The sequence below is a fragment of the Lactococcus sp. AK05 genome (assembly GCF_041026685.1).
GTDB lineage: Bacteria > Bacillota > Bacilli > Lactobacillales > Streptococcaceae > Lactococcus > Lactococcus lactis.
Window position 1 is genome coordinate 276,569 of the sequence record NZ_JBFTEI010000003.1, and the last position, 15,039, is coordinate 291,607.

12 protein-coding genes are annotated in these 15,039 nt (G+C 35.7%); 6 read left to right on the forward strand and 6 right to left on the reverse strand.

Translation table 11 applies throughout. The annotated features are described in order from the left end of the window. Nucleotides 1-4 precede the first annotated feature (4 nt). The 4 genes from AB6B24_RS08400 to AB6B24_RS08415 all read left to right on the forward strand — a co-directional run bounded on the left by AB6B24_RS08400 (nt 5) and on the right by AB6B24_RS08415 (nt 5,633). Nucleotides 5-886, forward strand: coding sequence for an ROK family protein (locus AB6B24_RS08400; RefSeq protein ID WP_276871069.1), 882 nt, complete (start codon nt 5-7; stop codon nt 884-886). A 102-nt stretch (nt 887-988) separates the two neighbouring features. Next, nucleotides 989-1,864 (forward strand): fructokinase ScrK, encoded by an 876-nt coding sequence (scrK, locus tag AB6B24_RS08405; protein ID WP_153241306.1) that lies wholly within the window; start codon nt 989-991, stop codon nt 1,862-1,864. Nucleotides 1,865-2,072: 208 nt separating this feature from the next. Next, complete coding sequence (gene guaA / locus AB6B24_RS08410; RefSeq protein ID WP_017864699.1) at nt 2,073-3,614, forward strand: glutamine-hydrolyzing GMP synthase; 1,542 nt, start codon at nt 2,073-2,075, stop codon at nt 3,612-3,614. A 282-nt stretch (nt 3,615-3,896) separates the two neighbouring features. Further along, a complete protein-coding gene (locus AB6B24_RS08415) occupies nt 3,897-5,633 on the forward strand; it encodes an MFS transporter (RefSeq protein WP_311803223.1) in 1,737 nt (578 codons plus the stop codon). A gap of 43 nt (nt 5,634-5,676) precedes the next feature. Here AB6B24_RS08415 and AB6B24_RS08420 read toward each other — a convergent pair whose 3' ends face one another. Together AB6B24_RS08420 and AB6B24_RS08425 are read right to left on the reverse strand one after the other, a co-directional pair. Then, nucleotides 5,677-7,056 (reverse strand): MATE family efflux transporter, encoded by a 1,380-nt coding sequence (locus AB6B24_RS08420; RefSeq protein ID WP_038600219.1) that lies wholly within the window; start codon nt 7,054-7,056, stop codon nt 5,677-5,679. Nucleotides 7,057-7,160: 104 nt separating this feature from the next. Beyond that, nucleotides 7,161-8,066: a magnesium transporter CorA family protein gene (locus AB6B24_RS08425; RefSeq protein WP_311803226.1), complete on the reverse strand. Its 906-nt coding sequence runs from the start codon at nt 8,064-8,066 to the stop codon at nt 7,161-7,163. A gap of 182 nt (nt 8,067-8,248) precedes the next feature. On the opposite strand from AB6B24_RS08425, the gene AB6B24_RS08430 reads away from it, so the two are divergent. Further along, the gene (locus AB6B24_RS08430; RefSeq protein ID WP_003130113.1) at nt 8,249-8,668 is read left to right on the forward strand and encodes a MarR family winged helix-turn-helix transcriptional regulator; all 420 of its coding nucleotides are present in this window, start codon (nt 8,249-8,251) and stop codon (nt 8,666-8,668) included. Between the two features lie 264 nt (nt 8,669-8,932). Continuing rightward, nucleotides 8,933-10,732: a 1-deoxy-D-xylulose-5-phosphate synthase gene (locus AB6B24_RS08435; protein WP_311803228.1), complete on the forward strand. Its 1,800-nt coding sequence runs from the start codon at nt 8,933-8,935 to the stop codon at nt 10,730-10,732. Nucleotides 10,733-10,835: 103 nt separating this feature from the next. Here AB6B24_RS08435 and AB6B24_RS08440 read toward each other — a convergent pair whose 3' ends face one another. The 4 genes from AB6B24_RS08440 to AB6B24_RS08455 are packed head-to-tail and all read right to left on the reverse strand — an operon-like array spanning nt 10,836 to nt 15,025. Further along, the gene (locus AB6B24_RS08440; RefSeq protein WP_195935989.1) at nt 10,836-12,203 is read right to left on the reverse strand and encodes a putrescine aminotransferase; all 1,368 of its coding nucleotides are present in this window, start codon (nt 12,201-12,203) and stop codon (nt 10,836-10,838) included. 45 nt (nt 12,204-12,248) lie between these two features. Then, nucleotides 12,249-13,037 (reverse strand): ABC transporter permease, encoded by a 789-nt coding sequence (locus AB6B24_RS08445; RefSeq protein ID WP_104141671.1) that lies wholly within the window; start codon nt 13,035-13,037, stop codon nt 12,249-12,251. A gap of 1 nt (nt 13,038) precedes the next feature. Next, nucleotides 13,039-13,914 carry an ABC transporter permease gene (locus tag AB6B24_RS08450; protein WP_195935988.1) on the reverse strand — a complete coding sequence of 292 codons (876 nt, stop codon included), beginning with the start codon at nt 13,912-13,914 and terminating at the stop codon, nt 13,039-13,041. Continuing rightward, complete coding sequence (locus tag AB6B24_RS08455; protein ID WP_195935987.1) at nt 13,904-15,025, reverse strand: ABC transporter ATP-binding protein; 1,122 nt, start codon at nt 15,023-15,025, stop codon at nt 13,904-13,906. Before AB6B24_RS08455 ends, AB6B24_RS08450 begins: the two co-directional genes overlap by 11 nt. Between the last annotated feature and the right edge of the window lie 14 nt (nt 15,026-15,039).

The window sequence follows — 15,039 nt, forward strand, 5'->3', positions numbered from 1 at the left end:
AAATATGTCATTATTAACAATAGATATTGGTGGAACAAGCATTAAATATGCAAGATTTGCTGACGGAAAATTAGGAGAAGAAGGTGCTTTCGGAACTCCTGATAATCTGGATCAATTTTATCAATCACTGACAGCAGTCGTTGAACAATTTAAGGAAAATTCTGATGTTTGTGGTGTCGCTATTAGTTCACCAGGAGCAGTAAATAAAGCGACTGGTGTCATTGAAGGAGCAAGTGCTCTCCCTTATATTCATGATTTTGATATTCATGCTGAACTAGAAAAACGATTTGGTTTACCTGTTTCTATCGAAAATGATGCCAATTGTGCAGCGCTTGCCGAAGTGAAATTTGGTGCGGCAAAAGGTTTGTCAGATGTTTTGCTCCTTGTGCTTGGAACAGGTGTTGGCGGTTCTGTAGTTATGAATGGGAAAGTTCATCATGGGAAACATCTTTTTGGCGGTGAATTTGGCTTTATGCTCATGGATGATGAACATTCTTTTTCAACATTAGGAACAACGATTAGAATGGCTGAGCGCTATAATAAACGCACAGGTGAAACTCTTGATGCCATCGAAATTTTTGAAAAAGCCTTTAATGGTGATGAAATAGCTAATGAAGAAAAAGATATTTTTCTATACAATGTCGCAAAAGGGATTTTTAATCTGACTTATTCTTTTGATCCAGAATTAGTGATTATTGGCGGAGGAGTTTCCCAAGCTGAATGGTTAATTCCAGAACTACAAAAACAACTTCAAAAAATTATGGAAATTATTGAAGTGGCGACTTTTATGCCAGAAATTGTAACTTGTGAATTCAGAAATTCTGCCAACTTAATTGGTGCAGCAGTAGATTTTTCACAAACTTACGCAAATAAGACTGACAAATAGGCTAGAAGTTTTCTGTCAGTAATATTTTTTACTGACAGAAAATTCCTTCACTAATACTATACGAAATAGAACATAAAAAGTAACAAATTATAGGAAAAAATTATGACAAATCATTATGGCTCAATCGAAGCAGGCGGAACAAAATTTGTACTTGCGATTGGTGATGAGCAGTTTAACATTTTAAAAACAAATCAAATTCCAACGACTAGTCCCGAAGAAACAATTACTAGAACCATTGAATTTTTTAAAGAGAATCCTGTTAAATCATTGGCAGTTGGTTCTTTTGGTCCTATTGACATCAAGCCTGAAAGTGCAACTTATGGCTATATAACAACCACGCCAAAAGCTGGTTGGGCAAATGTTGATTTATTAGGAAAACTCAAAGCCGCACTTGATATTCCGATGGTTTTCACTACCGATGTCAATAGCTCGGCTTACGGTGAAATGATTGTGACTGGCGGAAAATCGTTGGTTTATTTCACAATTGGAACAGGAATTGGTGGAGGAGCCGTACAAGATGGGGAATTTATTGGAGGATTTTCTCATGCAGAAATGGGTCATCAATATGTGAAGCGTCATCCAGACGATCTTAATTTTGCAGGGGTTTGTCCATTTCATGGCGATTGTCTAGAAGGAGTGGCAGCCGGTCCTTCCCTTGAAGCCCGCTTAGGAATTCGTGGAGAAGATATTCCAGCTGACAGCAAAGTTTGGGATATTCAAGCATTTTACATTGCACAAATCGCCGTTAATACAACCTTAGCACTTGCACCTGAGAAAATTGTTTTTGGTGGTGGCGTTATGACCCAAACGCACATGATTGAGCGCGTGCGCAAAGAATTCACAAAATTAATGGCAGGTTATGTCCACGTTCCCTATTTACTGACAGATTATATTATGACTCCTTCAGTCGCAAATAATGGTTCGGCAACGATTGGAAATTTTGCTTTGGCAAAAGATTTAGATGAAAAAAATTACTGACAGCTCTGTCAGTAGTTTTTCATTTTCGTCAGTAAAAATAAATGTAATCACTATCATACGATTTTTCTAAAATTTATTTTATTTATTCACAAATATCTCTGCAAAAAACAATAAATTATGATAGAATAAATCTAATAAAATAATTGAACAAAAGTTCGAACTTTCCAACAGGAATTCGGACTTTTGCACCTTATTAGAGGAGGGTCCCTTGTCCGACACTACACTTGAAAAAATCATTGTACTCGACTATGGTTCACAATACAATCAACTTATTGCGCGTCGTATCCGAGAAATTGGTGTTTTCTCAGAACTCATGAGTCACAAAGTTACAGCCAAAGAAATTCGTGAGATTAATCCAATCGGTATTATTCTTTCAGGCGGTCCAAATTCAGTTTATGATGAAGGTTCATTCGATATTGATCCTGAAATCTTTGAACTTGGTTTGCCAGTTCTTGGTATTTGCTACGGAATGCAATTGATGAGCTACAAGCTCGGCGGTATGGTAGAAGCAGCAGGCGAACGCGAATACGGTGTTGCCCCACTTCAACTTACTGAAAAATCAGCATTGTTTGCAGGAACTCCCGAAGTTCAAGATGTTTTGATGAGCCACGGTGACCGTGTAACGGCTATTCCTGAAGGTTTCCACGTTGTCGGAACTTCACCAAACAGTCCATTTGCTGCTGTTGAAAATACAGAACGCAACTTGTACGGTATCCAATTCCACCCAGAAGTTCGTCATTCAGTTCACGGGACAGAAATGCTCAGAAACTTTGCGCTTAACATTTGTGGAGCAAAAGGGAACTGGTCAATGGAAAACTTCATTGATATGCAAATCAAAGATATTCGTGAAAAAGTTGGCGATAAAAAAGTTCTTCTTGGACTTTCAGGTGGTGTTGATTCATCAGTTGTAGGTGTACTTTTACAACGTGCCATCGGTGACCAATTGACATCAATCTTTGTTGACCACGGTTTCCTTCGTAAAGGCGAAGCTGACCAAGTCATGGAAACATTGGGCGGGAAATTCGGTCTTAATATCATTAAAGTAGATGCTCAAAAACGTTTCATGGACAAACTTGTTGGCCTTTCAGACCCAGAAACAAAACGTAAAATTATCGGTAACGAATTTGTTTATGTTTTTGATGATGAAGCAAACAAATTAGAAGGTGTTGACTTCCTCGCCCAAGGAACACTCTACACCGACGTCATTGAATCAGGAACAGATACAGCTCAAACAATCAAATCACACCATAACGTTGGTGGACTTCCTGAAGATATGCAATTCCAATTGATTGAACCATTGAACACGCTCTTTAAAGATGAAGTTCGTGCGCTTGGAACACAACTTGGAATGCCTGATGAAATCGTTTGGCGTCAACCTTTCCCTGGACCAGGACTTGCCATTCGTGTCCTTGGTGATTTAACAGAAGAAAAACTAGAAACTGTTCGTGAATCAGATGCAATCCTTCGTGAAGAAATTGCTGCTGCAGGCCTTGAACGTGATGTTTGGCAATATTTCACAGTAAATACAGATGTGAAATCAGTCGGTGTCATGGGAGATCAACGAACATATGACTATACATTAGCTATTCGTGCCATCACTTCAATCGATGGAATGACAGCTGACTTTGCCCAACTTCCTTGGGATCTTCTCCAAAAAATCTCAAAACGTATCGTTAATGAGGTGGACCACGTCAACCGTATCGTCTACGATATTACGAGCAAACCACCAGCAACTGTTGAGTGGCAATAGAATAAAAAACTGATAACAGTATCTGTTATCAGTTTTTTTATTTTAATAATAAATTTTAAAACTAGCACTCATTGTTCAATAGCATTATTTCCTAAAAGATTACGTAATATTAATCAATTTTATCACTTTGAAAGCGTTATACTTAATTTGCTTGAAATTAATTAGGTGTAACTATGTTTTGCAATATTTAAGAGTAAAAAGTCTTTAATTTGCAACCTAATATACTTGTAACTTTTTACTTTCAAGAAATATATTTAAATTTGGAGAAGGTTATAGTTGGCAATGAAAAAAACAAATTTTTTTAGAGAATTTTTTAGTTTTAAAACAAACAAAGCAGAAGGAGTAATTGGGTTTCATCGTGCTTTAGGAATTGGTTCATGGGATATGTTTAATGGAGGAACTGGTGGTCTTATTGGTTCGTGGCTCTTATATTTTATGACCTCTTTTGGTGGGGTTAATCCTGGATTAGCTGCACTTTTAATTTCAGCCCGACTCGTTATAGATATGTTCTGGGCTCCTGCTGTTGCAGTTATTTCAGATAATTTTTATCGCTTTGCACTTGGCCGAAAATATGGGCGTAGACGCTTCTTTTTGATTTTTGCAATTCCAACATCGGTTGCTTTTGCAGCGATGTGGATTCCAATGGCAGGTGGCCTTTCTTGGCTTTATTATCTTGTGTCATTTATACTTTTTGATTTTTGTTTGGATTTGGTTCTAATTCCTTGGGAAGCTATCCCTGCAGAAATTACCTCTACCTATACACAACGTAATAAAATGGGGTCAATCAGAATGTGGGCTTCAGGTTTAGCCCAACCCTTAATCGCTTTTGTCCCAACCCTCTTTATGAAACTTTTACCTGCCGAACATGGAATGCAAACTTCCGCCTGGGCCTTATTTGCAACAGCTTGTGTTTGGGGTGTGATTGGAATTATATTTACACTCTTTGTTTACTTTTCTTCTTGGGACCCTATTCTGATTTCTAAAGAAAAGACAGAACTTATGTTGCGACATTTAGATGAAGAAAGAAAACGAGCTAAAACTCCTGCTAGGTTATTCTTGGAAAATATTGCTAATTTACTTTTAACCTTAAGGATTAAAACTTTTCGTAAACATCTAGTTCTTTATTTCTCTACTTTTGGGATTATTGATTCTTTTACAGCTATTTTTGTTATCTTTGCGACGATTTCGTTTTTGCCAACTCTAACACTTGATCCAGCGCAAGCAGCTCTTATTTTAGCGACACCCTTATTGATTATGACAATTGCATATACACCATTTGGAGCATGGCTTTTTAATCACCCCAAAATTGGACCACGCCTGCTTTACCTAATTGGTTTTGGCATTGGTATTTTAGCATGTATCACTTATGGTATTGTTTATTTTACAAGAGGAAGTTTATCAGAAGCTCAGATTACGGGACTCATCATTTTTACAACTTGTGTTTTCACTGTGGGTCGTAACATCATTGGGGGCCTTCCTTGGGTCGTCTTTCCTTTAATTCCTGATATTGATATGATCATTCATAAAGAACAGCGGGCAGGAGTTTTTGCTGGAGCTATGACTTTTGTACGTAAATTCACTAATATTGTCTTTAATGTTGTCATTGGAGCGGTTATGGGAGCTGCTGGTTATAACCAACATGTTTCTAATGTGGCAGATAAAATGTCAAATTATGTACAAGTGCACCATGTGACGACCAGACAAGCTTTTCACCATTTGGTAACAAGTTCTACTTTAGAACATCAGATTCAAAGTGCGGGCTTTGGAATTGCTATGCTGATGACGTTTTTAGTTGGAGGCTTGATGCTGATTGCTTTATGGAATGCTTTTACTTTTAAACTTAATTCAAAAACACATGCTATTTTGGTTGAAGAAATTTCACGTCTACAAATGGCTGATTCTTTTGGGGGAGAAGTGGCAGTAAAAAATGCTAAAGAGTCAGCTGACCTCAAAACAAAACAAACAATTGAAGCTTTATCAGGCTTAAATTATGATAAATTCGTCTGGACTGGAAAATAATATATAAAAAAACGAGGCCATAAATTTCCTCGTTTTTAATATATTATTCAGCAACGGCTAATTCAGGTTGATTTTCCATAAGTTTACCATTGTTTAATTTTAATAAATAAGGGATAAGCATGATGAGACCTGCTACAAAGGCAATTCCTTCTGTTAGGGTCATTGACCAGATGAGGCCGGTTAATCCGTAAAAATGATGTAAGATAATGACGATTGGGATATAAAGAATCCCTTGGATAGTAGACATTACCCCAGTTTGCGCACCTAGACCAGAAGCTTCAAAAATTCCAGTAAATAATCCAGAAAAACCATTGAAGACAGATGAAACCAGTTGTGCGGCTAGTACGATTAAGCCCACCTTGATTACTGCACTATCATCAGTAAAGAGTTGCATGACAGGAACTCTAAAAAGATAGACAATTAAAGCAAAGAGAATAGAAATTCCACCAATCCAAAGTGTTAACTCTTTAAGTGCTTCTTTTAATCGTTGAGTATTGTTTGAAGCAAAACTATAGGCAAAGAGTGGAATGGCCCCTAAAAAGAGTCCCATGGTCAAAAATTCAGGCAGTTGAGTGATTCTAAGGGCAATCCCAAAGCTAGCAAGAACATTATCACCATATTGAACAGAAAAGTGATTTAACAAAAGTGTTGTGACAATCATAAATGCTGATTTGAAAACTTCTGCAATCCCAATTTTATAGATTTCAAATTGGTCTTTTAAACTGATTTTAAAATGTTTCAAAAATCCTTTAAGCGATTCACTTTTATTTTCTAAAAACCAGACATAATAAGCTGTAGAAGCTAGATTTGCGATCACCATTGAAAGTCCAGCCCCAATGACATGAAGATTTAAAACTAGGATAAAGAGGGCATCTAAGACAATACTAGTCGCAACCCCAACGAACATGCCATACATTGATTCTTTTGAGGCACCTTCTGCACGAACTAATTGTTCCAGTCCATAGTTTAAAATCATACTAAAACCACCACCTAATAAAACTCCAGCATATTCTTTAGTATAAGTAAGAGTTGCGGCGTCTGCTCCTAAAATATGAGCGATTGGACTTAAAAAGAAAAGAGAAACAAGCCCAATAAGCAAACCAATGATTAAACTCATATAGAAAGAATAACCAGCGATTTTCTTTCCTTTTTCTTTGTCGCCAGAACCTAGCAGACGAGTAATAAAGGTTCCACCTCCGACACCAAAAAGGTTTCCGATGGCCATAAAAACAATGGTTATTGTTAAACCTAGAGTGATTGTTGACATCATATTTGTGTCATGGACAAGGCCGATAAAATAGGCATTGATTAAGTTATAGATTGTTGTTGCGGAAATTCCAATCATCATGGGAATTGATAAGTGAGCAATTGCTTTTCTGATGGGCGCTTCCTTAAGATAATAAGAGTTGGATTTTTTACTCATTTTTATTGTTCTTCTTTCTGAATCGAAATGATAGATATTCTAATAGTTAGATATCTAACTATTAGAATATCATAATACTTATTTTTTGTTTTGTCAACCCAAAACTATCGTTTAGAAAAATAATCTTTTTTGACGAAGAAGAGAGTCAGTAAAACTGACAAGAAAAGGGCTAGTAAACATATGATTTCCCAAGATATTTTTGGGAGATTAGTCAAGGGCAGAGGAACATTCATACCATAAAAACTAAAAATGATGGTAGGAATAGTCAGAATAATTGAATAAGAGGTCAAAAATTTCATGACACTATTTGTATTATTGTTAATGATTGAATCATAAGAATCAGTCATCTCATTCAAAATCCTATTTGAAATATTAGACATATCAAAAGCTTGGTCAACTTCAATCATTAAATCATCAAGAAGTTCCTTTTCATCATCATAAAGTATTAAATATTTACCACTTTTAATTTTAGAAATGACTAAAGAATTTGATTTCAAGGACATAATGAAATAAATTAAACTTCGCTCAATTTTCATCAAATTAATCAAGTCTTCATTTTTCGGTGCCTTACCCAAAGTTTGTTCAATTAATATTCTTTTACGATTGAGAATTCTAATTTTATCGACATAAATTTTGGCAATGGCTAACATGAAATGAAGAACAAAAGAAGTTTTATGTTTTGGATTTAACTGATGAAGCAGTTTTGAATTTTTCAAGATTGTTGCCATCTTTTTATCCGCTATATTTGTGATGATGACCTCTTTTGTTACAATAAAACTCATAGGTCCCGATGAATAATAAGCCACATCTGTTTGATCTTCAAATGGCATATCAAAAATAATGAGTAGACTTTTAGTTTCATCGTCAATCTCTATTCGAGCACTCTCATCTTTATCTGTTGCATACGATAAGAACTCTTCCGGAATGTGATATGTTTTTGAGAGATAACTTTTATCAAACAGTTTTTGGTCTGAGAAATTAATCCATTCTCTTGTTAAATTTTCAGACATTTGATTCTCCTTTTTTTAAAAAATAGTTAGAGTTCTAACTAACAAGAATTATCATAAATCAAATAAATAAAAAAGTAAAGAACTAACTGTTAGATATCTAATTGTTATAAATTGACAAATGAATAAAAGACCATTATACTAAGAAATAAGAAACAGCAAATCAAATAAGAGGAGTCCTCCAAATGGCTAATACAATCTATTCAAATTTATTTCGTTCTATTTCACAAAAATCAATGATGACCTCTAGTCAAATGATGAAAGATTTAGAAGTGAATCATCAACAAGCTAGAGTAATCGCATATATTGCAGAAAATCAAGATAAAGGTCTCATCCAAAAAGATTTAGCAGAAGTATTTAATAGACGAGGAGCAAGTATTACGAGTATGCTCCAAGGTTTGGAAAAAAAAGGATATATCGAAAGACGAATTCCTAAAGAGAATGAACGTCAAAAAAATATCTATATTTTGCCCAAAGGACTAAAAATTATTAATCAGATTAATCAAATATTTGAAGCATCTGAAAAGAAATTGATTGAACCCTTGACCGAGAAAGAACAAGCTGAATTTTTGAGACTCTTAGAAAAAATAGATGACAATTTATAAGATAATAGGAAAAAGACTAATAATTACGTTAGTCTTTTTTTATTTCAGTCCAATGCGTTTCTCAAAATAATATTATAGACTTTCTTTAAAAAAGATGACAGATTTCTTGACAAGTAAAATATAAAAAAGTATAATTTCTTTATCGTTTACAAACGTAAACGTTAATGTTATATTAGCTTATTAAAAAATGACCTTATTAAACTTAAATAATATTAAATTTTACTCGCAGCTTTATAATCTCAATAGAACTAGGAAGAAAAAATTATGACAGTATTAGACAAAATAAATGACCCCAAAGACATCAAGGCTCTTACAGCGCTAGAACTAGAAGAGCTCGCTACAAATGTACGTGATGCAATTCTTAATCGTGTCAGTCAATATCCAGGAGGTCATCTCGGACCAAATCTTGGTGTGGTAGAAATGACTGTTGCTTTACATAAAGTCTTTAACTCACCTGTTGATAAATTAATTTGGGACGTTAGTCATCAAAGCTATCCGCATAAAGTTTTAACAGGACGTAAAGAATTTTTTACTGACAAAGACAAATTTTCTGGAACAACAGGCTATACAGACCCTGAAGAAAATGAACATGACTTTATTCGAGTCGGTCATACATCTACATCTTTTGCAACAGCTATGGGATATGCCTTGGCTCGAGATATGCAAGGAAAAAATGAAAATATTGTAGCCATCATTGGTGATGGCGCACTCTCAGGAGGACTTGCATTTGAGGGACTTGATGGCGCAGGTACACTTAACGGGAATCTTATTATTATAGTAAATGATAATGAAATGGCCATCACCGAAAATCATGGAGGAATCTATCAACATCTTGCAGATCTGCGAGCAAGTAAAGGAACCTCAGCAAATAATCTTTTTAAATCATTTGGGCTTGATTACCGTTACCTTGAGGAGGGAAATGATATCCAAAGTTTGATTGCCCTTTTTGAATCAGTAAAAGATATCAATCGTCCAATTGTTCTTCATATTCATACAGAGAAAGGACATGGTTATAAACCAGCAGTTGAAAATAAAGAAGGAATGCACCAAGTCTTTGCACCCTTTGATATTGCTACAGGTCAACCAGTCAATAGCTCAACTAATATCGTTCGCAGCTATAATAATGTATTTCTTGACTTTATGGAAGAAAAGTTAGCCAAAGGTGACAATCTTATCGCCATTAATGCCGCAATTCCGATGTTCTTTGGCCTGTCACAATTTGCTAAGAATCATCCAAAAAATTATGTTGATGGAGGAATTGCTGAACAATATACAGTGACACTTGGTGGAGCAATCGCAGCAGCAGGAACTCGAGCTATTATTTTCCAAAATGCAACTTTCTTACAACGTGCCTATGACCAACTTAACCATGATTTGGCACTGAATAAAGAACCAGCAATTGTTATTATCAGTAATAGTCAAATTGGCGGAACAAACGATACTCACCAAGGAAGTTTTGTTTATAGTCAAACATCAAATATTCCCAATGTAATTGACCTAGCAGCAACAAGTGAAGAAGACCTTTTTGCAATGCTTAATTGGGCATATAATCAATATGAACATCCAGTATTTATACACTTGCCAGAGCATACTTTGGAAAATCGCCCAACAAAAATTACTGATTTTAGCAAACCTCAGTATGAAGTCGTTAAGTCTGGCGAAAAAGTTGCAATCTTAGGACTTGGTGCAATGCTTGAAAAAGCTGAAAATGTCGCAGAAGAACTTGAAAAATCAGGATTTAATCCAACGGTTGTAAATCCATTCTTTGCAAATCTTTTGGATGTAGCTGCTTTAGACAAATTATCTGAAACTCATGGACTCTTTGTTACGATTGAAGATGGCACTAAAGATGGGGGATTTGGTCAAAAAGTGGCGACCTATTTGGCAAGTAAAGGGATAAAAACACTTGTATATGGTGCAGATACTGAGTTTATTGATGCTGTTCCAAAAGAAGAACTTTACAATCGTTATCACATAAGACCAGAACTTATGGCAAATGATATAATTGAAGCAACCAAAGAATCTAAAGGACCTAATTTTTTTAAGAAAATATTTTCTAAATAATAATTTTTGAAGACAGAGCTTATTTGCTAGATAAAATATGAAATAAATAGCTAAAAAAGATACTAGAGTTAACTAGTATCTTTTTACTTGATAAGGATTATTTTCATAATTTTTTTGAAATTTCCTCAAGTGTTTCTCCAAAACGTTTTAAAACAGTATCAATTTGTTCATAAGTGACGATTGCTGGTGGTTCCATTCGAACTGTTTTAGCATTAACAAGAGTTCCAGCGGTCATCACTCCTCTTGAAAAAAGTCCTTTTGATACAGCATAGCCAATATCGGTTGTATTGAACTCAATACCAATCATTAACCCAATTCCGCGAACTTCTTGAATAAGCTGTGGATATTTTTTAGCATATTCTTTTAGTTTTGGAATCAAATATTCTCCTTTTTCAAAAGCTTGTTGAGGAATATCGTATTTAATCATATAACGAATTGCGGCAAGAGCAGCAGAACAAGCCAGTGGATTTCCACCAAAAGTTGGAGAGCCAAGGAGCCAAGGATTATCAATAAGCTGTTGGACCCACATTTTCTTTGTAAAAACAATCCCTGTAATTGGCATAATACCACCACCAAATGATTTCCCAAAAGTCATAATATCAGGGGTAACTCCAGACCATTCCGAAGCCCAGATTTTTCCAGTTCGTCCCATTCCAGTTTGAATTTCATCAAAAATTAAGGCTACACCAAATTCGTCAGCAATTTTACGCACCTCTTGCAAATAGCCTTCAGGTGGTAATTTAATTCCTGCTTCCCCTTGGACAGGCTCCAAGATAATTCCTGCTACCTTTTCGCCGACTTCTTGCAAATTAGCAATCGCTTTTCTCATATCTTCAGCATTTCCGTATTCAACGTGTTGCACTTGTTGAATCATTGGCAGGTAAGGTTCACGATAGCTTCCTTTACCACCGACTGAGATTGCTCCCATTGATTTTCCATGAAAGGCACCCACAGTTGAAATATACCAACGTCCACCTGTTGCGATACGTGCCAGTTTCAAAGACATTTCAACAGCTTCGGCTCCACCATTTGTGAAGAAAGAGTATTGTAAATCGCCGGGAGTAATTTCTGAGACCGCCTTAGCAAGATAAGAGCGAAGTGGATCAAGAAGTTCTTGGGAATGGAGTGCTTGGTGTTTTAATTGAGCTTCTACCGTTTCCAAAATTTCTTGATTACGGTGACCGAAAGTATAAATTCCAAATCCACCTAAAAAGTCAATGAATTCTTCATCATTTAAACCATAATCGATACTTCCTTCGTCATGCCATTCAAGGACGGCGGCATCAGTTGAGACAGATTTACGATATTTTAGCCAGCCAGGACTGACATAATCATCAAATCCTTCAAGAGTATCATCGGTGATTTTTTTAATTGTTTCGCTATCAAACTTATCTTTTTTGATATAGCCGATCACTTCATCAAGCTTTGCAATAGTTGCTTCTTTATCGAAATTAAATTGTTCTTGTGACATAAATTTTCTCTTTTCTAAGTTTTAAATGTTTGAATATTTTAGTACTCACAGTTTATTTTTCTGTATCTTCCTGACATTTCTGACAGTATTACTAAAGATAAGAAGGACAGTAACAATGAGTATTAGTGTTGCTAGAGCGTTGACATCAGGTGTCACTGCGACTCTAACCATACTAAGAATGGCTAGTGGAAGAGTTTGTGAGTCAGGACCAACAACAAAGAAGGAAATGATAACATCATCTAGTGAAAGTGTGAAAGCCAATAAAGCTCCAGAAATGATTGCAGGCCAAATAGCGGGAATTGTTACTTTGCTAAAAGTAATTACTTTATTTGCCCCTAAATCCATAGACGCCTCTTCCAATGCGAGCGTCTCCTCCGTGAATCCGGCCCTGACTGATACAAGGACAAAAGGAACGGAAAAAGTGACATGAGCAATAAATAATGTTGAAAGTCCCAATGGAATATTAAAGAAGGCAAAAATCGAAAGTAAGGAAATACCTAAAACGACTTCTGGAATAACTATTGGAACATAAAGAATTTGATTGATCAATGATTTTCCTACGAAATCATATTTAGCGAGACCTACAGCACCCAGAGTCCCGATAATTGTGGCGACAAAAGTTGCTGATATTCCGACAATCAAAGAATTCATCAGACCGTTAATCAAAGCTTGATTTGACCATAAAGTTTTGTACCAATCAATAGTGAAGCCTGTAAAAAAGATATTTTGCCGTGATTGGTTAAAGGAGAAGAAGACCATAACGAAAATTGGCAGATATAAAAAGATAAAAACAAGCCAAATATAAAAGGATTTGTACCAAGTTTTTTCTTTCATATTAGTTACCTCCTAAATCATCAAGGGAACCACCCATTCTCTTATAGAGCCAGAGAACAAGGAAGGTGAAAACAATAATTGAAACTGACAAAGCTGAACCAAAAGGCCAGTTATGTGCAGAAATAAATTGGTCACGGACTAAATTCCCAATGAGAATAGATTTTGAACCACCCATAATATCTGAAACGAAGAAATAACCAAGGGTGGGGATAAAAACCATGATAGAGCCAGAAAATACGGCGGGCAAGGTAGTCGGAAGATAGATATATTTAAATATTTCTAATTTTTTACCCCCTAAATCCTGCGTAGCTTCTACCAAGCTTATATCGACATTGCGAAAACCAGAAATTAGAGGTAAAAGCATGAAAGGAATCAGCGTATAGACCATACCAAGAACGACAGCAAAGTTGTTGTAAACTAAATCGAGGGGTTTACCAATCACATGAACTTTCATAAGAGAAGAATTAAGAATTCCGTTTGTTCGTAAAATCATAATCCAAGCGTAAAGTCTTAAAATGGATGAAATCATAAAAGGAGTAGTAATTAAAGCCGTCAAAATAGAAAGACTTGCATTAGATTTTTTTGAAACAAACATTGCAAAAGGGTAGGCAATCAGAACTGAAATCACAGTGACAACAAATGCTAAAAGAAAGGAGAGAAAGATAATTTTTAGATAGAGCGGTGACAGCAAGCTAAAATAATTATTTAGCGAAAAACCAACTTCCACACCACCATAAGTTCCTGATTTCATAAAAGACATGACTGCAACATCTAACAAAGGAAAAACAACGAAAAGTCCAAGCCAAACAATGAGAGGTAGAATCAAAATATATTTAAACCAATCAATAGGCTTTTTTAGTCTAGATTTATCTACCAAATAGATTACCTCCTAGAAAGTTAAATTCTGGGTGGGAGATTGCATTATAGATATCATTACCTTCATTTTTTAGAGTTACTACTTTTTCAGGTTTAAAATTAACTAGAACTGTCTCGCCAGTTTTGTAGTCTTCCACATGACCAGTCATTGTTTTTTGGACATAACCATTGGCAATTGTAATCATCAATTGGGTGCTCCCACCGACAAAAATTTGGTCAGAAATAATGCCAGGGATACCGGAGTCTTGAGAAAGTTCGATATATTCCGGACGAACGGCGAAGGAGACTAAATCACCTACACGAATGTTTTCAGGTCTTGGGATGATAAATTCGCCAGCTTCAACAGCAACATAAACAAATTTATCTTCAATACGTTTAACTAATCCATTCCAAACATTGCTTTCACCAATGAAATCTGATACGAATTCAGTTGCGGGTTTTTCATAAATCTTATAAGGATAATCGACTTGGTCAATCATTCCGCCATTCATAACAGCAATTCTGTCAGAAATTGTCATCGCCTCTTCTTGATCATGTGTGACAAAAATAAAGGTTAATCCAAGATTTTTTTGAATTTTACGAAGTTCAAGCTGCATTGATTTGCGTAACTTTCGATCAAGGGCCGATAAAGGTTCATCTAAAATTAAGACCTTTGGTTCATTGATTAAGGCGCGAGCAATTGCAACACGCTGTTTTTGCCCACCTGAAAGTTGACTGGGCATTCTATTTTCAAAACCAGAGAGTTGGACGAGATGAAGCATTTCGGAGACCTGTTTTCTTTTTTTAGCTTCAGGAACTTTTTTCAAGGTTAGACCAAAAGCTACATTTTCAGCGATTGTCAAATTGGGAAATAGTGCATATTGTTGAAAGACAGTATTGACCGCACGTTCATAAGCTGGCACACCTGCAATATCTTTTCCGTCCAGAAAAATTTGACCCGACGTTGGCTGTTCAAATCCGGCAATCATCCGAAGAAGAGTGGTTTTTCCAGATCCAGAAGGTCCAAGAATTGAGATGAATTCTCCTTCTTCGATGTCCAAATCCAAATTTTTAAGAATATAATTTTTTCCGTAGTACTTGTCGAGATTACGGATTTTTATGATTGATGCCATAATTTTCCTCCTGA

Excerpts from the sequence above, each read along its gene's own strand:
- scrK (WP_153241306.1), top strand. The coding sequence starts at position 989 with ATGACAAATCATTATGGCTCAATCGAAGCAGGCGGAACAAAATTTGTA.
- AB6B24_RS08400 (WP_276871069.1), top strand. The coding sequence starts at position 5 with ATGTCATTATTAACAATAGATATTGGTGGAACAAGCATTAAATATGCA.
- AB6B24_RS08445 (WP_104141671.1), bottom strand. The coding sequence starts at position 13,037 with ATGAAAGAAAAAACTTGGTACAAATCCTTTTATATTTGGCTTGTTTTT.
- AB6B24_RS08430 (WP_003130113.1), top strand. The coding sequence starts at position 8,249 with ATGGCTAATACAATCTATTCAAATTTATTTCGTTCTATTTCACAAAAA.
- AB6B24_RS08435 (WP_311803228.1), top strand. The coding sequence starts at position 8,933 with ATGACAGTATTAGACAAAATAAATGACCCCAAAGACATCAAGGCTCTT.
- AB6B24_RS08420 (WP_038600219.1), bottom strand. The coding sequence starts at position 7,056 with ATGAGTAAAAAATCCAACTCTTATTATCTTAAGGAAGCGCCCATCAGA.
- AB6B24_RS08425 (WP_311803226.1), bottom strand. The coding sequence starts at position 8,066 with ATGTCTGAAAATTTAACAAGAGAATGGATTAATTTCTCAGACCAAAAA.
- AB6B24_RS08415 (WP_311803223.1), top strand. The coding sequence starts at position 3,897 with ATGAAAAAAACAAATTTTTTTAGAGAATTTTTTAGTTTTAAAACAAAC.
- AB6B24_RS08455 (WP_195935987.1), bottom strand. The coding sequence starts at position 15,025 with ATGGCATCAATCATAAAAATCCGTAATCTCGACAAGTACTACGGAAAA.
- AB6B24_RS08440 (WP_195935989.1), bottom strand. The coding sequence starts at position 12,203 with ATGTCACAAGAACAATTTAATTTCGATAAAGAAGCAACTATTGCAAAG.